The 18,864-nt window shown below is 73.1% G+C and carries 20 protein-coding genes and 5 pseudogenes; 15 read left to right on the top strand and 10 right to left on the bottom strand.

Annotated elements, in window-relative coordinates; genetic code table 11:
• Nucleotides 1-118: 118 nt before the first annotated feature.
• Nucleotides 119-259: a hypothetical protein gene (locus ACIQWA_RS35560; RefSeq protein WP_402489822.1), complete on the top strand. Its 141-nt coding sequence runs from the start codon at nucleotides 119-121 to the stop codon at nucleotides 257-259.
• A gap of 116 nt (nucleotides 260-375) precedes the next feature.
• Here ACIQWA_RS35560 and ACIQWA_RS35555 read toward each other — a convergent pair whose 3' ends face one another.
• The gene (locus ACIQWA_RS35555; protein WP_402489820.1) at nucleotides 376-897 is read right to left on the bottom strand and encodes an AAA family ATPase; all 522 of its coding nucleotides are present in this window, start codon (nucleotides 895-897) and stop codon (nucleotides 376-378) included.
• Nucleotides 898-1,079: 182 nt separating this feature from the next.
• On the opposite strand from ACIQWA_RS35555, the gene ACIQWA_RS35550 reads away from it, so the two are divergent.
• Nucleotides 1,080-1,469: a hypothetical protein gene (locus ACIQWA_RS35550; protein ID WP_402489817.1), complete on the top strand. Its 390-nt coding sequence runs from the start codon at nucleotides 1,080-1,082 to the stop codon at nucleotides 1,467-1,469.
• Between the two features lie 103 nt (nucleotides 1,470-1,572).
• Here the strand turns inward: ACIQWA_RS35550 and ACIQWA_RS35545 are convergent, their stop codons facing one another.
• The 3 genes and pseudogenes from ACIQWA_RS35545 to ACIQWA_RS35535 form a co-directional block, all read right to left on the bottom strand.
• Nucleotides 1,573-2,178, bottom strand: coding sequence for an AAA family ATPase (locus tag ACIQWA_RS35545; RefSeq protein WP_402489814.1), 606 nt, complete (start codon nucleotides 2,176-2,178; stop codon nucleotides 1,573-1,575).
• 273 nt (nucleotides 2,179-2,451) lie between these two features.
• Nucleotides 2,452-2,991, bottom strand: a complete 540-nt coding sequence (locus ACIQWA_RS35540; protein ID WP_402489812.1) for a DUF6328 family protein — start codon at nucleotides 2,989-2,991, stop codon at nucleotides 2,452-2,454.
• A 158-nt stretch (nucleotides 2,992-3,149) separates the two neighbouring features.
• Nucleotides 3,150-3,698 (bottom strand): annotated as a pseudogene (locus tag ACIQWA_RS35535) (MarR family winged helix-turn-helix transcriptional regulator); the annotation flags it as partial.
• Nucleotides 3,699-3,746: 48 nt separating this feature from the next.
• Between ACIQWA_RS35535 and ACIQWA_RS35530 the strand changes: the two are divergent.
• From ACIQWA_RS35530 to ACIQWA_RS35515, 4 genes are all read left to right on the top strand, one after another.
• Nucleotides 3,747-4,727: a DMT family transporter gene (locus tag ACIQWA_RS35530; protein WP_402489809.1), complete on the top strand. Its 981-nt coding sequence runs from the start codon at nucleotides 3,747-3,749 to the stop codon at nucleotides 4,725-4,727.
• Between the two features lie 52 nt (nucleotides 4,728-4,779).
• Entirely contained in the window at nucleotides 4,780-5,379 is a 600-nt protein-coding gene (locus ACIQWA_RS35525; protein WP_402489806.1) for a hemerythrin domain-containing protein, read from the top strand.
• 355 nt (nucleotides 5,380-5,734) lie between these two features.
• A complete protein-coding gene (gene fusA / locus ACIQWA_RS35520) occupies nucleotides 5,735-7,828 on the top strand; it encodes an elongation factor G (RefSeq protein ID WP_402489803.1) in 2,094 nt (697 codons plus the stop codon).
• A gap of 161 nt (nucleotides 7,829-7,989) precedes the next feature.
• The gene (locus tag ACIQWA_RS35515) at nucleotides 7,990-8,775 is read left to right on the top strand and encodes a maleylpyruvate isomerase family mycothiol-dependent enzyme (RefSeq protein WP_402489800.1); all 786 of its coding nucleotides are present in this window, start codon (nucleotides 7,990-7,992) and stop codon (nucleotides 8,773-8,775) included.
• Between the two features lie 86 nt (nucleotides 8,776-8,861).
• Here the strand turns inward: ACIQWA_RS35515 and ACIQWA_RS35510 are convergent, their stop codons facing one another.
• Nucleotides 8,862-9,728 (bottom strand): NAD-dependent epimerase/dehydratase family protein, encoded by an 867-nt coding sequence (locus ACIQWA_RS35510; RefSeq protein ID WP_402489797.1) that lies wholly within the window; start codon nucleotides 9,726-9,728, stop codon nucleotides 8,862-8,864.
• Between the two features lie 289 nt (nucleotides 9,729-10,017).
• Between ACIQWA_RS35510 and ACIQWA_RS35505 the strand changes: the two are divergent.
• Nucleotides 10,018-10,145: pseudogene (locus tag ACIQWA_RS35505) on the top strand (transposase); the annotation flags it as partial.
• A gap of 7 nt (nucleotides 10,146-10,152) precedes the next feature.
• Here ACIQWA_RS35505 and ACIQWA_RS35500 read toward each other — a convergent pair.
• Entirely contained in the window at nucleotides 10,153-10,836 is a 684-nt protein-coding gene (locus ACIQWA_RS35500; protein ID WP_402489795.1) for a class I SAM-dependent methyltransferase, read from the bottom strand.
• A 272-nt stretch (nucleotides 10,837-11,108) separates the two neighbouring features.
• On the opposite strand from ACIQWA_RS35500, the gene ACIQWA_RS35495 reads away from it, so the two are divergent.
• From ACIQWA_RS35495 to ACIQWA_RS35485, 3 genes and pseudogenes are all read left to right on the top strand, one after another.
• Nucleotides 11,109-11,933, top strand: a complete 825-nt coding sequence (locus tag ACIQWA_RS35495; RefSeq protein WP_402489892.1) for a helix-turn-helix transcriptional regulator — start codon at nucleotides 11,109-11,111, stop codon at nucleotides 11,931-11,933.
• 181 nt (nucleotides 11,934-12,114) lie between these two features.
• Nucleotides 12,115-13,020 carry a neutral zinc metallopeptidase gene (locus ACIQWA_RS35490; RefSeq protein WP_402489792.1) on the top strand — a complete coding sequence of 302 codons (906 nt, stop codon included), beginning with the start codon at nucleotides 12,115-12,117 and terminating at the stop codon, nucleotides 13,018-13,020.
• A gap of 87 nt (nucleotides 13,021-13,107) precedes the next feature.
• Nucleotides 13,108-13,426, top strand: a pseudogene (locus ACIQWA_RS35485) (ATP-binding protein); the annotation flags it as partial.
• A gap of 49 nt (nucleotides 13,427-13,475) precedes the next feature.
• Here ACIQWA_RS35485 and ACIQWA_RS35480 read toward each other — a convergent pair.
• Both ACIQWA_RS35480 and ACIQWA_RS35475 read right to left on the bottom strand, forming a co-directional pair.
• Nucleotides 13,476-14,303, bottom strand: coding sequence for a 2-phosphosulfolactate phosphatase (locus ACIQWA_RS35480; RefSeq protein ID WP_402489789.1), 828 nt, complete (start codon nucleotides 14,301-14,303; stop codon nucleotides 13,476-13,478).
• 434 nt (nucleotides 14,304-14,737) lie between these two features.
• A complete protein-coding gene (locus ACIQWA_RS35475) occupies nucleotides 14,738-15,091 on the bottom strand; it encodes a hypothetical protein (RefSeq protein WP_402489786.1) in 354 nt (117 codons plus the stop codon).
• Between the two features lie 250 nt (nucleotides 15,092-15,341).
• On the opposite strand from ACIQWA_RS35475, the pseudogene ACIQWA_RS35470 reads away from it, so the two are divergent.
• Both ACIQWA_RS35470 and ACIQWA_RS35465 read left to right on the top strand, forming a co-directional pair.
• A pseudogene (locus tag ACIQWA_RS35470) lies at nucleotides 15,342-15,680 on the top strand (DnaB-like helicase C-terminal domain-containing protein); the annotation flags it as partial.
• Nucleotides 15,681-15,815: 135 nt separating this feature from the next.
• Complete coding sequence (locus tag ACIQWA_RS35465; RefSeq protein ID WP_402489783.1) at nucleotides 15,816-16,040, top strand: hypothetical protein; 225 nt, start codon at nucleotides 15,816-15,818, stop codon at nucleotides 16,038-16,040.
• A gap of 292 nt (nucleotides 16,041-16,332) precedes the next feature.
• Here the strand turns inward: ACIQWA_RS35465 and ACIQWA_RS35460 are convergent, their stop codons facing one another.
• Nucleotides 16,333-16,479, bottom strand: coding sequence for a hypothetical protein (locus ACIQWA_RS35460; RefSeq protein WP_402489781.1), 147 nt, complete (start codon nucleotides 16,477-16,479; stop codon nucleotides 16,333-16,335).
• 96 nt (nucleotides 16,480-16,575) lie between these two features.
• Here ACIQWA_RS35460 and ACIQWA_RS35455 point away from each other — a divergent pair, with 96 nt between their 5' ends.
• From ACIQWA_RS35455 to ACIQWA_RS35445, 3 genes are read left to right on the top strand one after another with little or no spacing between them, the layout of a single operon-like run.
• Nucleotides 16,576-17,100: a hypothetical protein gene (locus tag ACIQWA_RS35455; RefSeq protein ID WP_402489778.1), complete on the top strand. Its 525-nt coding sequence runs from the start codon at nucleotides 16,576-16,578 to the stop codon at nucleotides 17,098-17,100.
• A complete protein-coding gene (locus tag ACIQWA_RS35450) occupies nucleotides 17,097-17,249 on the top strand; it encodes a hypothetical protein (RefSeq protein ID WP_402489775.1) in 153 nt (50 codons plus the stop codon). The genes ACIQWA_RS35455 and ACIQWA_RS35450 overlap by 4 nt, the downstream gene beginning before the upstream one ends.
• Nucleotides 17,246-17,746 carry a DUF6228 family protein gene (locus ACIQWA_RS35445; protein ID WP_402489772.1) on the top strand — a complete coding sequence of 167 codons (501 nt, stop codon included), beginning with the start codon at nucleotides 17,246-17,248 and terminating at the stop codon, nucleotides 17,744-17,746. The genes ACIQWA_RS35450 and ACIQWA_RS35445 overlap by 4 nt, the downstream gene beginning before the upstream one ends.
• A gap of 15 nt (nucleotides 17,747-17,761) precedes the next feature.
• Here the strand turns inward: ACIQWA_RS35445 and ACIQWA_RS35440 are convergent.
• Nucleotides 17,762-18,440, bottom strand: a pseudogene (locus ACIQWA_RS35440) (ATP-binding protein); the annotation flags it as partial.
• Nucleotides 18,441-18,864: the final 424 nt, after the last annotated feature.

Below are 18,864 nucleotides of genomic sequence, written 5' to 3'. Positions count from 1 at the left end.
CGGCCCGTCGGACGGTTCGCCTACCGCACGAGCCGTCCGGGCAGGCGGGCGGTAGGGCCGGGCAGGCGGGCAGGCCGGGCTGCGGGCGACCATGGGTGAGAGTGCCCAAGAAGCCAGGGTGATCGAGAGGACCGTGGCCTGGCTCAACGGCTTCCGCCGCCTCAACCGCCGCTATGAGTACGAGGCCGACCACTTCGCCGCGTTCGCCGGCATGGCCGGGCCGGACAACTATCAACTCTTCCATGGACGTGCACCATAACTGACGACCTGTTGGCGAGTCCGGAGGCCGGTTCCTGAGGAGCACGATCCGGAATGGCCCGCCCCGGCGGCTGGCCGCAGCCTCCGCACGGGAAGCCGGACGGGGGCACCGGGCGCTCAGGGGCGGGCGAAGGCGGTGATGTCCGCGAGCGGCGGGTGGTAGCCGTCGGTGGTGTCCACGTGCAGCTGGGGCACGGGGAGGGACAGCGGGGTGAAGTCGTCGATCAGGTTGCCCGGGCCGGGTGGGGTGGCGAGCAGGGCGTGGTCGGCGTGGGCGGCGCGGTGGCCGCCGGCGGCGAGGCGCTCCGCGATGCGGCGCCGGGCCAGGGCGGGGGCGACCCGGCAGTGCACGACGCGCAGGTCGGTGCGGGCGGCGAGCGGGGTCAGGCCCGGGCGCCACAGGTGGTCCTGGTAGGCGGCCTCGGCGACCACGCTGATCCCGGCGTCCACCAGCACGCCCAGCACGCCGAAGAACGCGTCGCGCACCGCCAGATCGGGTGTGGGCGTACGGGTGCCCGCGTGCACGAGGCCCTCCTTGAACTCGTCGCGCACGACCGCCGGGCAGCCCAGGGCGCGGGCCAGGGCGTGCGCCAGCGTCGTCTTTCCGCTGCCCGGCCCGCCGCTCACCACGATCAGCAACTCCCGCCTCCCGTCCAGCCGGCCGGCTCGTCAGGTCCGTAAGTCCGCATGTCCGTAAGTTCGTTGGGACTCTGTGCCCGAAACCTCCGGCGTCCCGGGCTCGTTGGAACCGGTGGACGAACCGACCGGCCCGGGCGGCGTCTCGACGGCGCGCGGGCCCGTATACGACGGAGGGGACCATCATGACCCAGGCAGGAGACGCGGTGCGCGGCGGCAGCCCGGACTCGGCGGTCGACCGGGTGGCCGACTTCTACGGCGCCTACATCGACGCCGTCTCCGACGGCACCGACAACCTGTCGGAAGAACTGCGCGCCCACTACCTCACCGAGGACCTCCGCCAGCGCCTGGCGGCCTGGGAGGAGGCCAACCATGCCGACGGCGTGCTGCGCGCCCAGGACGTGCCCACGGCCTGGGAGGTGCGCTACCACGACTCGGGTGCCGGGCACCTCTTCACCACCGTCACGCTCACCTGGGGCACCGGCCCCGACGCCGGGCACACCCGGCTGGCGGTGCAGAGCGACCTGAGCACCAAGCTGATCTCGGACATCGAGGACGCCCCCGCCGGAGGCTAGCGGGAGTCGGCGGGGCGGCCCGCCGCCCAGGCCTGAGCCCGCCCGGACGGGCTCGGGCCCCGGAGGGGCTGAGGTCCCGGCGGCGTTCAGGCCCCGGCGGCAGTCAGGCCAGGGCGGCGGTCAGCCGCGCGGGCAGGGTGTCGTAGGGGCGGCAGTCGACCACCGGCAGGCCCGCGGCGCGGGCCCGGTCGGCGAGCCAGCGGGAGTAGCGGGCGCTGACATGGGCGCGGGCGTCCTGGGGGCCGGCGTCGGGTTCGCGGTGGGCGTAGTTGGCGGTGATGCGCCGCGGGTCGCCCTCGTGGAGGAAGACGGCGCGCAGGCGCCGGCCGAGGGCGGCGGCCTCGGCGCCGGCGCGTACGGCGGCCGCGGGGGTGAGGTAGTCGCCCTCGACGACAGCCGGTACGTCCACGCTCAGGCGGTTGCGCACGACGCCGAGCAGGGCCTCGTCCAGGGCGTGGGCGGTGGCGATCTGCAGCTCCAGGACGCGGTCGGCGCCCAGCTCCTGCTCGGGGTCGCGGTAGGGGGCGAAGTGGTGCAGTCCCGGGTGGGTGGCCGGGGTGGTGGCGGCCTGGAGGGCGGCGACGACGTCGTCGAACTCGACCGTGAACGCGCCGTGGTCGGCGGCCAGGCGCTCGGCGGCGCGGCTCTTGCCGAGGCCGGAGGCGCCGCCGATCAGCAGGACGTCCCAGGAACGGTGGTCGGTGTGCATACCGTCACATTAGAGGAGACCGGTAATCGGTTTCGGGCGCCGGTGGGCTCTGTGGGGTGGGGAAGGCGGGGCGCGCGGTGAGCGGCGCCTCGCGGCCAGGCCCCCGGCGTCCGGAAGCCGGCCCACGGTCTGGTCCCGGTGCCGCCGCCCGCCCGCCCGGGTCCGTTACGGGAGCGCGGGCGGCGGCCAACGGGGTCGGCGGCCGACGGGAGGTCCGACGGCCAGCGGGGCCGGGGCGGCCCGGGTGAGGCCGTCAGGGCCCCTCAGGGCCCCTCAGGGCCGCTCGCGGCTGGTGGCGCGGCGCAACGCCCAGGGCAGGGCGAACCAGAGGGTGGCGAAGATCAGCGCGATGACGGCGGAAATGGCCACGGCCGGCGCGGGGCCGAGGACGACATCCAGGACCAGCAGCACGGCGCCGGTCAGGGCGCTGGCGAGCAGCAGCAGGCCGTACTGGGCGATGCGGGCGGAGACGTCGACGATGCGGGCCTTGCCGGGGTGGCGGTAGAGGCCGCGGTGCAGGGCGACGGGGGTGGCCAGGGTGGCGGCGGCGATGACGGCCAGCAGCAGGGTGGTGACGTAGATGTCCTGCTGGGCGTCGGAGAGTTCGGCGAAGCGCGGGGTGAAGGCGACGCCGAGCAGGAACGCGAAGACGATCTGGACGCCGGTCTGCAACACCCGCAGTTCCTGGAGCAGTTCGACCAGGCGGCGGTCGGCCCGCACGGCCGGGTTCTCCCAGCCCGGCGGCGGTGAGGACTCGTCAGGGCGGCCGGGGTCGGGGTCGGGGTCGGGGCCGGGTGGGGGAGGGGTGCTCATGCGTCACATTCTGCGCGGTCAGGGCCCGTGCCGGGGCCGTTGCCGGTGGCGGTGGCGGTGGCGGTGGCGGTGGCGGTGGCGGTGGCGGGGCCTTTGCCGGTGGCGGTACCGGCGGCGGTGGGAGTGGCCGCGGCGCGGCCCGGGCCCCCGGGGCCCGGCGTCCCGGGGGCGTCCAGGCGGCGGTGCCAGGCGGTGAGCAGGGCCTGGAGGGCGGCGGCCTCCTCGGGGGCGAGGTGGGCGAGCAGGCGGTGCTCGTTGCGCAGGTGGGCGGTGAACGCCTCGTCGATCAGGCGCACCCCGGCGTCGGTGAGGGCGACCACGCGCCCGCGCCGGTCGTCCTCGGCGGGGCGGCGGGTGACCAGGCCGGCGCGTTCCAGGCGGTCGATCCGCTTGGTCATCGCGCCGGTGGTGACCATGGTGTGGGCGGCGAGCTCGCCGGGGGCGCGCTCGTAGGGGGCGCCGGCGCGGCGCAGCGCGGCGAGCACGTCGAACTCGCCCTCGCTCAGGCCGTAGCGCTGGTAGACGAGGGTGAGTTCGGCGGTGAGGCGGTCGGCGAGGCGGTGCAGGCGCCCGATCACGGCCAGCGGGGAGACGTCCAGGTCGGGGCGTTCGCGGTGCCACTCGGCCTGGATGAGCGCGACGTGGTCGGCGGGGGCGGCGTCCGGCCGGTGAGCGTGCTGCTGCTGGTGGTGGTCCGTGGGGTCCATGGGGCCCATTCTAGCCTGGTAGCTTCCAGGGAAGCTATATTGTCTTCCATGGAAGCCAATGCCCGGTGGGTCCTGCTGACCGCCCTCGCCCCCCTCGCCTGGGGCGCCAACTACTGGGTCACCCACGCCTACCTGCCCGCCGACCACCCCCTGTGGGGCGCCGCCCTGCGCGCCCTGCCCGCCGGACTGCTGCTGCTCGCCGTCGCCCGCCGCCGCCCCCACGGCCCCTGGTGGTGGCGCAGCGCCCTGCTCGGCCTGCTCAACACCGCCGTCTTCTTCGTCCTGCTCTACCTCGCCTCCCAGCTGCTGCCCACCAGCACCGCAGCCACCGTCATGGCCGCCTCCCCGCTGGCCATGCTGCTCACCGCCTGGGTGCTGGCCGGCCAGCACCCGCACCGCGCCCACCTGGCCGGGGCGGTGATCGGCCTGGGCGGGGTGGCGCTCACCGTCCTCGGCGGCGCCGGGGTGCCCGACGGCAGGGGACTGGCGGCCTCGGCGGGCGCGATGCTGGTCTCCTCCGTCGGGTACGTCCTGGCCGCCCGCTGGCGCGAGGGCGCCGACCCGCTGGCCGCCACCGCCTGGCAGCTGACCGCCGGCGGCCTGCTGCTGCTCCCGCCGGCCGTCCTCGCCGAGGGTGCCCCGCCGCCGCTTGCGGGCCGTACCCTGCTGGCCTTCGGCTATGTCACCCTGGTGGCCACGGCGCTGGCCTTCGCCTGCTGGTTCGCGGGGCTGCGGCACCTGCCGGCCGGTACCGTCGGCCTGCTCGGACTGCTCAACCCGCTGGCCGGGGTGCTGCTGGGCACCGCGCTGGACGGCGATGCGCTGGGGCCGCGCCAGGGGGCGGGGCTGGTGCTGGTGGCCGCCGGGATCCTGCTCGGGCGCCCCCGCGCCCGCGCGGCCGTACCGGACGTGGCCGCGCCTGCTGTGCCTGCCGCGGCGGGCACCCGCGCTGTCCCTGCCGACCCTGCCGCCCCCGCCGATCCCACGGCACCGGCGGGGACGGGCTTGCCGCGGCGCCGTGGCACGTGATCGGATGGCGGGCAGCATCGCGTGTCGGTGGCGGACCGCGCCAGGCATGGAGGTGCGCGACCGAAGGGACCGCCCGCTCGTGGCCTCCCCGTACCCGCACGGCCGAACGGCCGCGCTCAGTCTCCAACTCTCCCAGGCGCACAACGAATTGCGCCGCCGCCTGGCCAACCTCCGCGCGGGCCTGGGCCGCCGGACCCTGCCCGACGACTCCCTGGGCGCCCACTGCCTCGCCTTCTGTTCGGCCCTGACCAACCATCACCAGGGCGAGGACCAGGGCCTGTTCAAGGCCCTGGTGCGCGAGCGGCCGGACCTCGCGCCCACTGTCGCCAAGCTCGTCGAGGACCACGGGTTCATCACCCACATCCTCGCCCGGGTCCGCGACCTCGCCGAACAGGCCGTCCGGGTCGCGGACGGACCCGGCGCGGGGGCCGGCGCACAGCCCGGCGCACAGCTCGACGCACAGCCCAGCACACAGCCCGGCGCGCGGCGGGCTGCGGACCTGGAGGCCATCGGGCGCGAACTCGACGGCCTGGCCGCCATCATGGAGTCCCACTTCGCCTACGAGGAACGCGCCATCGGCGCCGCCCTGGACGCCGGAGTCGCCGGCCGCGAGAACTGGTCGGAAGCGGTGCTGCGCTTCCGCGCACCGTAAAACCCCTCGCCGACGCGAGCCCGTCCTCCCTAGACTCGCCCCGCGGCCGCGCCCCGAGTGCGCGGTCGACCATGACGACGACGGCAAGCGGAGAGGGGGCAGGGCGGCCATGCCGAAGCACAGCGCCGCCGCCCCCTCTCCCGCCTCGCGGTACGAGGTGATCCTGGTGTCCCCGTCCTTCCGGTGCCCGCTGCGCGGCCGGCACCGGAACAGTGCCGCCACCGTCTGAACCAGCCCTGCGCGAACTCCGTAAGGGCCTACTCCCGTCAGTGATCTGACGGAGCATCAGAATCTGTCGGCAGTACTGTGCCAATCGCGCGTCCACCCGTAGCACCGCCTCGAAAGGCACCGGGCCATGCGCACCGACACCACCACCAGCACCACTGTCACCACCACCGCCGGCACCACCACGACTGCCGCGATCGCCGCCGTCCGCAACCTCGGCATCCTCGCCCATGTCGACGCCGGCAAGACCACTCTCACCGAGCGGATCCTCTACCTCACCGGCACCACCCACAAGCGCGGCGAGGTCCACAACGGCACCACGGTCACCGACTTTGACCCCCAGGAACGCGACCGCGGCATCACCATCTTCGCTGCCGCCGTCAGCTGCACCTGGGCCGGGCACCGGATCAACCTCATCGACACCCCCGGCCACGTCGACTTCGCCGACGAGGTCGAACGCAGCCTGCGCGTCCTGGACGGCGCCGTCGCGGTCTTCGACGCCGTCGCCGGCGTCGAGCCGCAGAGCGAGTCGGTGTGGCGCCAGGCCGAACGCCACGGCGTGCCCCGGATCGCCTTCGTCAACAAGCTCGACCGCGCCGGAGCCGACCTCGACGCCGCCGTCGCCTCCATCCGCGAACGCCTGCACCCCCACCCGCTCGCCGTCCACCTGCCCATCGGCACGGAAGACGCCTTCACCGGCCTCGTCGACCTCGTCCGCCTTCGCGCCCTCACCTGGGACGCGGACGGCACCCTCGCCGAGGGCCCCGTCCCCGACCACCTCGCGGCCGAAACCGCCGCCCGCCGCCGCACCCTGGAGGAAGCCGTGGCCGAACTCGACCCCCGGGCCCTGGAGGAGTTCTGCACCGAGGGCGCCCTCGGCACCGACACCCTCACCACCGCCCTGCGCGACCTCACCCGCACCGGGGAGGCCGTGGTCGTCCTGGCCGGCTCCGCCTACCGCAACCGCGGCATCGAACCCCTTCTGGACGCCGCCCTCGCCTACCTCCCCTCGCCCCTGGACACCCCACCCGTGCGGGCCGCCGACGGCGACCAGCAGCGCCACCCCGACCCCGGGCAGCCCCTCACCGCCCTGGCGTTCAAGGTCACCACCGCCCCCACCGGCCGCCTCACCTACCTGCGCCTGTACGCCGGCACCCTGCGCAAGGGCGACACCCTGCTCGACGCCGCCACGGGCCGCACCGAGCGCATCGCCCGCATCCTGCGGGTCCAGGCCGACCGCCACACCGAGACCGACCATGCCCTGGCGGGCGACATCGTCGCCGTCATCGGCCCCAAGAACGCCCGCGTCGGCACCACCCTGTGCGACCCCGACCACCCGATCCTCCTGGAGGCACCCGTGAGCGCCGAACCCGTCGTCACCGTCGCCGTCGAGGCCCGCCGCACCGCCGACACCGACAAGCTCACCGCAGCCCTGGCCCGCCTCACCGACGAGGACCCCTCGCTGCGCCTGGCCACCGACCCCGAAAGCGGCCAGCGCACCCTGTCCGGCCTGGGCGAACTGCACCTGGAGGTCGCCGTGGAGAAGGTACGCCGGGACGCCGGCGTGGAGGCCGTCGTCGGCCGCCCCCGCGTCGCGCTGCGCGAGGCCCTGCTCGAAGGCGTCACCGGTTTCACCCACCGGCACGTCAAACAGGACGGCGGCTCCGGCCAGTTCGCCCACATCGTCCTGGACGTGGCCCCCGCCGACGACGCCTTCACCTTCACCTCCACCGTCACCGGCGGTCGCGTGCCGCGCGAGTACGTGCAGGCCGTGGAGGCCGGCTGCCGTGACGCCCTCGCCGACGGCCCGCTCGGCGGCCACCCCGTCACCGGCCTCGCCGTCACCCTCACCGACGGCCTCACCCACCCCAAGGACTCCTCCGAACTCGCCTTCCGTACCGCCGCACGCCAGGGCCTGCGCGAGGCCCTGCGCGCATCCCGCCTCCAGCTGCTCGAACCCCTCGCGCAGGTGAGCGTCACCGTGCCCGAGGACGCGCTCGGCGCCGTCCTGGGGGACCTCGCCGCCCGCCGTGCCAGCGTTCAGGGCACCCGGCCAGGCCCGGGCGCCACTGCCGAGGTCAGCGCCCTCGTGCCGTTGGCCGAGCTCTTCGGCTACGCGGGCCGCCTGCGCGGGCGCACGCAGGGGCGCGGCACCTTCACCACCCGGCCGGCCGGGTACGCCCCGGCTCCCGCGGCCCCCGCGGCCGGCCGGGCGGACCGCTGAGGTGCGGCCCGGCCCTCCCCTCCCGGGGGAGGGCCGGGCCTCCGGCCTGCCTGCCCTGCCCGCTTCGCCCGCTTGGCCCGTCCGTCCGCTTGCCTGTCGGCTTGCCCGTGCGGCCGTCAAAATCGCTGGCCCGTGCCCCGGGGCGGTGATAGACATCCGGGGTGCAAACGACCTTGGACCTCCCCGACCTGCTGCGTCTGATCGACGAGCGCTCCGGCGCCTTCCGCGCCGCGATCGCCGCCGCCCCCGACCTCGACGCCACCGTCCCCAGCTGCCCCGAGTGGACGCTCTTCGACCTGGCGCAGCACCTGGGCGGCGGGGACCGCTTCTGGGCCGCGATCGTCGCCGCCGGCCCCGCCGACGCGCCGCCCGCCGAGGCGGTCGCCGCGCGCGCCGCCCTCACTCCGCCCCGCGAACGTGAGGCCCTGGTGGCCTGGCTGGCCGCCTCGACGCGGCACCTGCTGGATGCTCTGAGCGCCGCCGGCGCCGAGGCCGGCTGCTGGACGTGGTGGGGCAACTCGCAGTCCCCGCAGACCGCCGGGGCCGTCGCCCGCCACCGGGTCCAGGAGACCGCGGTGCACACCTACGACGCCCAACTCGCCATGGGGGCGCCCGAGCTGCTGCCCCAGGAGGTCGCCCTCGACGGCGCCGAGGAGTTCCTGCTCTCCTGCTGCGCCACGACCTTCCCCTGGCCGCACGCCGACGCGGTCGTCGACTACCACGCCACCGAGGGCCACTCCTGGCGCCTGCACCTGGACGCCGACGGGGCCCGGGCCGAGACCCTGGCCGAAGACGCCGCCGCCGTCACCGTCGCGCACGCGTCCGCGCGCGGCGGTGCCTCCGAGATCGTCCTCTTCTACTACGGACGCCTCACGATGGAGGACCTGGCCATCGACGGCGACCCCAAGATCTTCCAGCAGCTCATCGACTGGAAGCCGGGCGCCTAACCGCTGTTCGGCCCGGGCCGGAGGCGCCCGCGCCGCGGGTGGCCGGGCGGGCGCGGCTGTGCCGGGGGCGGCCGGGCGGGGGCGTGTTACAGCGCCCCGGCCTGCGCCGCCGCCCACGCAGACGGGAACAGCGGACGCCACCCCAGGTCCCGGCGGGCAGCCGCGGTCGACACCTGCCCCTCCCACGGGTCGAACTCCGCCCCCGGGGCCGAAGTGCCCGGGTGGGTACGGCCGTTGAGGATGTGCAGGTCCCAGGCGGTCAGCGGCGCGTCGTCCGACACGTTGTAGGTGCGGCCCTCGATCCCCGGGGTCACCACCGCCCGCCACAGCGCCTGCGCCACGTCCGCGTGGTGCACCACCGCCAGCCGCTGGTGGGCCGGCCAGGACGCGGCCCAGTGCAGCGACTGCGCCAGGTGCGGATCGCCCTCCCCGTAGACGAACGCCAACCGGGCCACCACCAGCGGCAGTTCACCGCCCAGCTCGCGCAGTCCCGCCTCGGCCTGCGCCTTGGACTGCGCGTACACGCCCCACGCCGGATCGGGCGCGAGCCGGTCCTCCTCCACGGCCGGGCGGCCCAGCCCCCGCCCGTACACCAGGTTGGTGCTGGTGTGCACGAACCGGGCCACCCCCGCCTTCGCGGCCTCCCGGCCCAGCGCGATCGCCGCGTCCCGGTTCACCGCCCACGCCTGCTCGTCCGGCACCCCGCGCAGCGCGGCCGCCACGTTCAGCACCACGTCGGCGCCCGCCAACGCCCGCGCCCGGTCGGCGGGTTCGCACACGTCCCCGACCACCGTCTCCACCCCGTCCGGCCCCAGGCCCAGCGCCTGCGCCTTGGCCGCGTCCCGCACCAGCACCCGCACCGAACCGCCCTCGGCCCCGGCCCACCGCGCCAGGCGCGGCACCAGGCGCCGCCCCACCGAACCGGTCGCCCCCGTCACCAGGATCTTCGTCATGCTTGCTTCCCCTCACAGGAGTTGTGCTCTCCGACATCCACCAGCCTGCCCGCCGGCCCCCGTCGCCGACAGAGACCCGCCGATCCAGGGACCCCCGATCCCTGGCTGAGCGCCCGCACCAGGGATCACGGACCTCGTACGGCCGGTAATCGAGCTGCCGCGGCCGGGGTTGCCGCGTACCCTGCACGGCTGTGGACATGGAACGCAGTGCTCGCCAGCTTCGGCTGATCGGCGAGACGGTAGAGATCGCGAAGGGCAGATGATGCCGGTTCGGGTGCCGGGCCGGTTTGTCGACGGCACTGTCCACGCGGGCCACAGGGAACAGGGCAGCCTGATCCGTCGCTACACCAGCCGGCGGAACAAGCACGCCGCGGTGAACGCCTACGCGAGGCCGTCGACAGGGCGAACGTTGCCTGATGCGGCCCTAGACGGCGCGCAGCAGGAGGCGGCCGTGGCGGAAGCGTTCGCCTTCGGCGGGTTCGCGCAGCAGGCGGGCGCTCTCGGCGAGGCCGGCCTCGCGCGCGAGGGCGGCGAGGTGGTCGACGGGCCAGCGGTAGGCGGTGGTCACCTTGTGGTCGAAGGCCGTCACCGGGGCGCCCTCGGACTCGAAGAAGCCGAGCAGCGCGTACCCGCCCGGCGCCAGCACGCGGCGGAACTCCGCGAGGTAGGAGGGCAGTTGCTGGGGCGGGGTGTGGATCAGCGAGTACCAGGACACCACGCCGGCGAGTTCCCCGTCACCCGCCTCCAGCGCGCCCATGGAGCCGACCTCGAAGCGCAGCCCGGGGTGGCTGCGGCGGGCGATGGCGACGAGGGCGGGGGAGAGGTCGACGCCGAACGCGTCCAGGCCCTGCTCCCGCAGCGCCGCCGTCAGGTAGCCCGGCCCGCAGCCGAGGTCCGCCACCACCGGCGCCGGGGCCGAGGCCGGGGCGGGGCCGGGGTTTGAGGTGGGGGCTCCCTCGCGCACCAGGTCGGCGAAGGCGGCGACGAAGGAGCGGTCCAGCGGCTGGCGGGCCAGACCGTCCTTGACGTGGTCGGCGTAGCGCTCGGCCAGGGCGTCGTAGGCGTCGGCGGTCGTGCTCAGGTACGACGAGGACGACGGCGATGACACGGATGACAGGGATGACAGGGATTCGGTCACGGGGACGACCCTAGCGCCTGTCGAAAGCGGTGCTCAGACCCTGATTGCCCTGGCCCTCTTCACCGGATCCGCCAGCCACCTGACGCCACCACACCCCCGGTCCTCTCGGATCCCCCTGGTCCCCTCGGATCCCTCCGGGCCCGCGGCCCGCCGGGCTCCAGCGGACCACGGACAGCGGCCCGCAACCCGGGACCGGTACTCCCTGGCTACCGCCCCCGGCGCCCGTCATGCTGGACCTCATGATCGACCGCCCCGCCCTCGCCGACTTCCTCAGCCGCTCCCGCGCCCGCCTGACCCCCGCCGACGTCGGCCTGCCGCCCGGGGCTCGGCGCCGCACCCCCGGGCTGCGCCGGGAGGAGGTGGCGCAGCTGGCCGGCCTGTCGGTGGACTACTACGCCCGCCTGGAGCAGCGCCGCGGCCCGCAGCCCTCGCCGCAGCTGCTGGCCGCGCTGGCCCGGGCGCTGCGCCTGAGCGAGGACGAGCGTGACCACCTGTTCCATCTGGCCGGCCACGAGCCGCCGCGCCGGCACGCGCTGCTCGCGCATGTGCGCCCCGGGCTGCTGTTGATCCTGGACCGTCTGCACGACACGCCCGCCCAGGTGGTCTCCGACCTGGGGGACGTGCTGGCGCAGAACGCGATGGCCGCCGCCGTGTTCGGGGACGCCACCGCGCCGGGGCAGCGCAACCTGCTGCTGCGCTGGTTCACCGACCCGGCCGCTCGCGCGCTGTTCCCGCCCGAGGACCACGAGGAACTGGCCCGCGCCCACGTGGCGGGACTGCGCGCCGCGCACGCGGCCCGCCCGGGCGATCGGCGGGTGGCCGAGCTGCTCGCCGAACTCCTCGCCACCGGGGAGGAGTTCGCCGCGTACTGGCAGCGCCACGAGGTGGCGCTGCGGCGCAGCGGTCGCAAGCGGGTGCGCCACCCGGTGGTGGGGGAGCTGGACCTGGAGTGCGAGGTGCTGGCCGCCGGCGGGCAGGACCAGCTGCTGCTGGTGCACACCGCCGCAGCGGGCAGTGAGAGCGCCTCCCGGCTGGAACTGCTGCGTGTGGTCGGCGCCGCCGTGTGACGTCCCTCGCGTGGCTGAGAAGGCTGCCGTCCGTCGGGGCCCGCTGCCCGTAGGCTGAGCGGGCCGCACGGGGCGCAGAACGTCACCAACGCGACACACCGACACACCGATGTACCGACACACCGATGTACCGGCACGGCGGCATACCGACAGATCGACAGAAGCGGGCAGGCAGGGGCACATGCAGTTCGACGACGACGGCGACCTCGACACCTCACAGGTGGACGACCGGCGCGGCATCCCGGGCGGGAAGGTCGCCATCGGCGGCGGGGCGGTGGGCCTGATCGCGGTGCTGTTCGCGGTCATTCTCGGGGTCGACCCCCAACTGCTGGGCCTGTCCGACGGCGGCGGCAGCAGCAGTTCCTCCAGCACCGGGGTGCGCACCGACAGCGAGGTGCGCCAGTCCTGCAAGAAGGGCGTGGACGCCAACAAGCGCCAGGACTGCCGGATCACCGCCGTCACCAACAGCCTCCAGGAGTTCTGGAGCGCCGAGCTGCCGCGCCGTACCAAGGTCGCCTACAAACCGGCCCAGACGGTGCTGTTCACCAACCGGGTCTCCACCGCCTGCGGCCCGGCGACCTCCGCGGTCGGCCCGTTCTACTGCCCCGGCGACCAGATGGCCTACTTCGACCTCGGCTTCTTCGACGAACTGTCCACCCGCTTCGGCGCCAAGGGCGGCCCGTTCGCCGAGTCCTACGTCGTCGCCCACGAGTACGGCCACCACCTGCAGAACCTGCTGGGCACCATGCAGAAGGTCGGCGGCGACCGCCAGGGCGCCGACAGCGCCTCGGTGCGCCTGGAACTCCAGGCCGACTGCTACGCCGGGGTGTGGGCGCACCACGCCACCACCACCCCGCAGCCCTCCACCGGCCGCCCGCTGATCTCGGTCCTCACCGACCAGGACATCGCCCAGGGCCTGGACGCGGCGGCGGCCGTCGGTGACGACCGGATCCAGAAGCAGGCCACCGGCAGGATCAACCCGGAGGCCTGGACCCACGGCTCCTCCGCCCAGCGCAAGGCCTGGTTCACCACCGGCTACCGCAGCGGCGACCTGACCCAGTGCGACACCTTCTCCGGCAAGATCTGACGCACCGCCCCCGCTTGACCCCCCGTTTGACCACCCCTTGCACCCGGGCCGTGGGCGGCCCGGGTCGCCGGCTGCGAGTGGATCGAGAGGAGCCGGCCGCTCTGCCTGATCGGAGACTCCGGCACCGGCAAGCCCCACCTGCTGATCGCCCGGGGCACCGAGGCCGCCATTGCAGGGCTACCGGGTCCGCTGCACCCTCGCCACCAAGCTCGCGAACGAACTGGTCGAGGCCGCCGACGAGAAGCAGCTCAACACGACCATCGCCCGCTACGGCCGCGTCGACCTGCTCTGCATCGACGAACTCGGCTACATGGAACTCGACCGCCACGGCGCCGAACTGCTCTTCCAAGTCCTCATCGAACGCGAGGAGAAGAACAGCGTCGCCATCGCCTCCAACGAGTCCTTCGGCAAAGCGCACATGTTCCGGCGAACCTCTGCCAGGCAGCGCCGAAACGTCACAGGGTCGGCTGCGGCGCGGCATCGGCGCTGTGGCTGAAGGCTCCGTCGGTGAGGACGGGCACGATCGTGCTCGCGTCGAGTTCGGTGGCGACGGCCACGTCGTCGGCGAACCCGCTCCGGATCAGTTCGATACCTGAGGAACAGGCCGCCACGGCGGCGCTGACATCGGAAGTCTGCGTGAAGCAGGCCCCGGCGACGGCTGCCTCAGGGGACAGCGGGCCCACGCCTTGCGACGCCAGTTCGGCGATGATCGCCCCGGCGCCCAGCAGGTCCTCCAGCGCAGGCCGCAGGCTTCCGTCCGGCCACCGCTCACCAGAAGCGATCACCACCACAGGACGTTCCGCAGTCCCGTAGCCGTGCCGGGCCAGCCATCGTCCAACAGCTGTGGCATTACGCAGACAGCCCGCCACCACCGTCGAATCGCCTGCCGCCGCGGCGATGGCGGATCCGTTGGGTGAGGGCAGCACGAGTCGTGGGGTGAACGGGGCTCGCCGCAGTGCCGCCGGCGACAGGGACCACGGCGAGGTCGAGGTGGCGGCTCGCCGCCCAACGGCCAGCGCCGCCGTCCTCGCCTCGGCAAAGGCGGACGCCGTTTCATCGCGCCAGGCATAGGGAAAGACCTGGGCCCCTGCCTCGACGGCGACGGTTACCGATGTCGTGAACGACAGCACGTCGACCACTACCAGGCAGGCGGCGTTCTCGGCCAGTTGCTGGGCACCGGTGGGGCCCCAATCGAATCGGACGCCGTGCTCTTGCTGCAGGAACCAGTCACTCATGATCGCCGAGTATTTCACCGATTGGATCATTGGGAAGTACAGGATCAAGGGGATTTACCACCCGGAGAATTTCACGGCAGGGCGCAACCGTCGGCCCCGGCCGTAGACCCGGCCGCACGCTTCCACTCGGCATCGGCGGTGCGCGGGGCCGTTCCGTTCGGTGTCTTCGCAACTGGCGCTGGGGGACTGATGGCAGGGTCTGGTTCGGGGACCCGGTCGCCCGCCTGCTCGACAAGAACCCCAACGACCGACCCAAGACGCCCACACCACCCTCAACGAGATCGGCGAGCGCTACCGCGGCCGCCACGTGCCCCGGCGCGGCAAGGACCTCCACCGACGTCACTCTCAGCCCGGAGAAAGGCCGTCACGGCGCCACCGTGCCGGGGAATTCGAACCGAGTCCCGAGGAGTAGGCGGAGATGCTCCTCACCAGGAGGACGGCGGTGGCGGGCGCCGCCAGGGCGCCCGCCACCCGGCTGGACGTCAGACGATCGAGACCCGGGAGACGTAGGCGTTGTTGAAGCTCAGGCTGCCGCCCGCGTAGAGGCGGTAGTCGGTACCGTTCGCCGTGATGATGCCGTTGTTCCACTGCGAGGTCACCGAGTACACACCGGCGACCCCGGGGTAGTTCGTGCCGACGCTCCCCGCGTAGCAGAGCTGCCAGTAGCCGCTGCTGTCGTGTATCCAGAGCTCGATGCCGTACGCCTCCGCGCCGCCGCCCGGGCACTGCACGGGTCCGATCGCGCTGGCCGGCGAGGCCGCCAGGACGCTGCCGCCGATGAGGGTCGCGGCCGCCAGCGCCACGGCACCGATTCGTGTGATCTTGCGACGAGCCATCTGCTTTTCTCCTCGTGTCGGACCGTTGTGGCAACCGGCTGACGGGCCGGCCGACACCATCCTTGTGTCAGCGGCAGACCGCCACCATGACGTTGACCGGACGTTGGGCCGACACTTGCGGCGTGGGGCCCTCACGCCCTGGGAGTCGCGATCCTGGACACAGGGGGGTGTCGATGGACTTCGAGTACGACTGCTGTACTGCGGGGAGACGAACGCCGTTTACGGCGAGCCGAAAGGGGTCCGCACCGTCCGCTACGAGAGCCGCTACGAGGAGATCAACGAGATCTCCCGCCACCTCAAGATCCTCGCTCGCGAACTCGAGATCCCGATCATCGCGCTGTCCCAGCTCAACCGGGGAATCGAGCACCGCACCGACAAACGCCCGCAGTTGTTCGACCTACGCGACTCCGGCACCCTTGAAGACGACGCCGACCTCGTCATCCTCCTGCACCGAGAATACGCGTACGAGAAGGAATCCCCCCGCGCCGGCGAGGCCGACCTGATCGTCGCCAAGCACCGCGGCGGCCCCACGGCCACCATCACCGTCGCCTTCCAGGGCCACTACTCCCGCTTCGTCGACATCATCCAGGGCACCGCAGTGCCGCACCAGCAGCCGACCACACCCGAGGACAGCGAGGCGACCACCGCCCAGCAGCCCGAGCCCGTGCCCTCCGGAGAGTAAGGGCCGACGCCCTGCGCGGCGGATCACCAACGAGGGATCACCGTGCTCACGAACTACCGCTACGACGACGGCCACGACCTGCGCCAGGAGGACGTTCGAGAGCAGCTCAACTGCCCCGGGGACCTCGAACTGTCCGGGCTGACGGTCGACCATACCCTCCAGTTCGCCGCCGTCACCGCCGCTCAGCCCACTGTCCACGCGGCCAACCAGCGGCTGCCGGCCCTGTTCGCCGCGCTGTCCACCCCGGAGGACGACCTCGATTTCTGACGGGCCTTCGGGTCCGCGGGCGACAACGGCTACTTCCTCCTGGGCAACCTCCAGCCCTCGCCGCACCCATCGGCAGCCAGTAAGTGGACTCCGGCCGCCGACGTGTTCACCCGCCTTCGCGCTGCCGGCGGCGACCGATGACCGACCGGCTGGCTCCGCTGCGTGTCTTCCTCTCCGCCGCCGCCGAGCAGGCCCTGGCCGCCGACATGATCTACGCGGTCAAGACGCCCAATGCCGACGGGCTGGGCTGCCCCGACTTTCGCGGAGTAGGCGGTGCAGCTGCTGCGCCCTGCTACCAGCCGTCGGTCTCCTCGGCAGCGGCAGCGGCGTTGGCCTCGGTGATGCTGTGCAGGAGCTCGGGGCCGACGGGCTGCCGATCCTCCGGGTGCAGGTCATGCGGCTCCACGAGTGCTTCGAGGTGCGCGGCCACCTCGGTCATGCAGCCTCTTCGCTGGCTGTCCTGCGGGCATCGAGCCAGGCTTCCACGGCCTCTACCTCGTTCGGGGACAGCGGCAGGTGCCGGTAGGCGTTGTCGATGTTCACCCGCTGGCCGGGGTCGGGGGAGCTGCGGCGCATCCCCAGGAGCACGAGCGCCGCGGCGGCGCGCTGCGCCGCCCGCTCCAAGCGCATCGTCCTGGTCGACCCGGCCCGGACACTGACCGCGAAAGAGGCGAACGGCTTCCGTGGCAGGACTCTCGCCCTCGACCAGCAGCGCGAACTCTTCCTCCGCTGGACCACCGATGAGCACCTTTACCCGCACGAGGCCCTGCTGGGCATGCTCGCCCTGCTGCATGGCGCCTCCAGTTCCGAGGTCCCGATGCTGCAGATCGACCACGTCGACCCGGTGGCCCGGACGTTCCGGCTCGGCGAACGGCCCCACCCCGTCCCTCTGGACCCGGCCTCCTGGCGGTGCTGCACCGCTGTCTCGCTCACCGTGCGGCGTGGCCGACGGCCAACCCTCACGTGCTGGTCACCAAAGGGACGAAGGCCTGGCGAAGCCCGGCCTCAACTGCCCACCTATCCCACGTCCTTGACGAGTGCGGATACCCGCCCCGGATGATTCGCAGCACCCGGCTCGTCGACCTGGTGAACACCATGGACCCCAAACTCGTGGCCGCCGCCTTCGGGATGGACCCGCAAGCCACCCTGATCTATCTCGCCGATCACGTCGACGCCTCCCGCCTGCCCAGTCGAGCAGAATCGCGATGACTTCCGACGCGAAGCCGTCTACTGTCCAGCGGATGAACGCCAAGGGCACCGAGCTCACCGATACGTCGGCCGTCATCGTCTGCTGCCAGGACGACCCGACCACCCAGGTCAGGTTCTCCGACCGCTACTTCCCCGACGAGCACGGGACCGGCTTCGCGGTGGAACTGCACACTGAAGGCCTCCAAGCCCGGCTCGACTCGGTCATCACCTGGGTCTGGGGACCCGAGTACCTGGCCGACTTCCTCGACAAGCTCGCCGCCGACTTCCGCGGCTGGGAGGGCGAGCGCACCTGGAGCACCCACCACCTCGCCCTGCAGGCCGTCTTCCGGTCCGGGGGCCATGTCGGCCTCACCTGGACTCTCCGGCCATGGACCGCCCGGGAGGACTCCTGGGAAGCCTCGGTCACCACCTGGCTGGAGGGCGGCGAACAGCTAACCACCCTTGCCGCAGACGTCCGCCAGTTCCTCGACCGCGGCAATCCAGCTGGAACCCGTTGAATCTCGCCGTCACTTCGCACAGGCTCGCCGGAACATGTGCGCTTTGCCGAAGGACTCGTTGGAGGCGATGGCGACGCTGTTCTTCTCCTCGCGTTCGGTGAGGACCTGGAAGAGCAGTTCGGCGCCGTGGCGGTCGAGTTCCAGGTAGCCGAGTTCGTCGATGCAGAGCAGGTCGACGCGGCCGTAGCGGGCGATGGTCGTGTTGAGCTGCTTCTCGGCGGCGGCCTCGACCAGTTCGTTCGCGAGCTTGGTGGCGAGGGTGCAGCGGACGCGGTAGCCCTGCATGGGCGGCCTCGGTGCCCAGGGCGACGAGCAGGTGGGGCTTGCCAGTGCGGGAGTCTCCGATCAGGCAGAGCGGCCGGCTCTTCTCGATCCACTCGCAGCCGGCGAGGGTGTGGATCGTCGCGGGGTCGATGTTGGGGTTGACGTCGAAGTCGAAGGCCCGCAGGGACTTGTCCGTGGGGAAACCGGCGGCCTTGATCCGCCGCTCGGAGCGGCGTCGGGCTCGGTCGTCGCACTCGGCCATCAGCAGTTCGGCGAGGAAGCCGCGGTAGGTCATCTGGGGCTTGACCGCGCCGGCGGCGATGTCGGCGAAGTCCGCGCGGTTGGTCGGCAGCCGCAGCAGGCGGCAGGCGGAGTCGATGGCCTCGTCGGCGGCCTGATCGGTCAGTCCGCGCCGGCGGGGCAGGGTCACTGGGCTTCTCCCTCACGGTGGGCGGTGCTGGCTGGGCTCGGCTTTCTCGCCCGCGTAACGAAGCCACTGCTGTGCCTGGCGGCCCGGGTGAGTCACTCGTGCACGGGACGTCGGCCGTGCCGACTTTCTGTGCACGTCCGGGTTTCGGCCGGGGGGCGGGGGCGTGCGGTCTCGGGTGGCGGGGTGGCGGGCTGGGGTGTTGTTGTCCCGTTGGTTGCGGTCTCGGGTGGCGGGGCTGGTGTGTTGTCGTCCCGTTGGGCGCGGTCTCGGTGGGGTGGCGGTCTCGGTGGGTGGCGGGTTGTTGGTGGCTTCTGGTTTCTGGTTAGCGGGGTTAGTGGTGTTGTGGGTGGGTGTGGCGGGTGAGGGAGTCGAGGGTGACGGCGGTGAGGAGGATGGTGCCGGTGATCATGTATTGGATGGCTTG

Origin of the sequence: Kitasatospora sp. NPDC098652 (assembly GCF_044760155.1) — a bacterium.
Lineage (GTDB): Bacteria > Actinomycetota > Actinomycetes > Streptomycetales > Streptomycetaceae > Kitasatospora.
The sequence above is the reverse complement of the archived record's forward strand: the minus strand, read 5'-3'. Positions and strand labels throughout refer to the sequence as shown.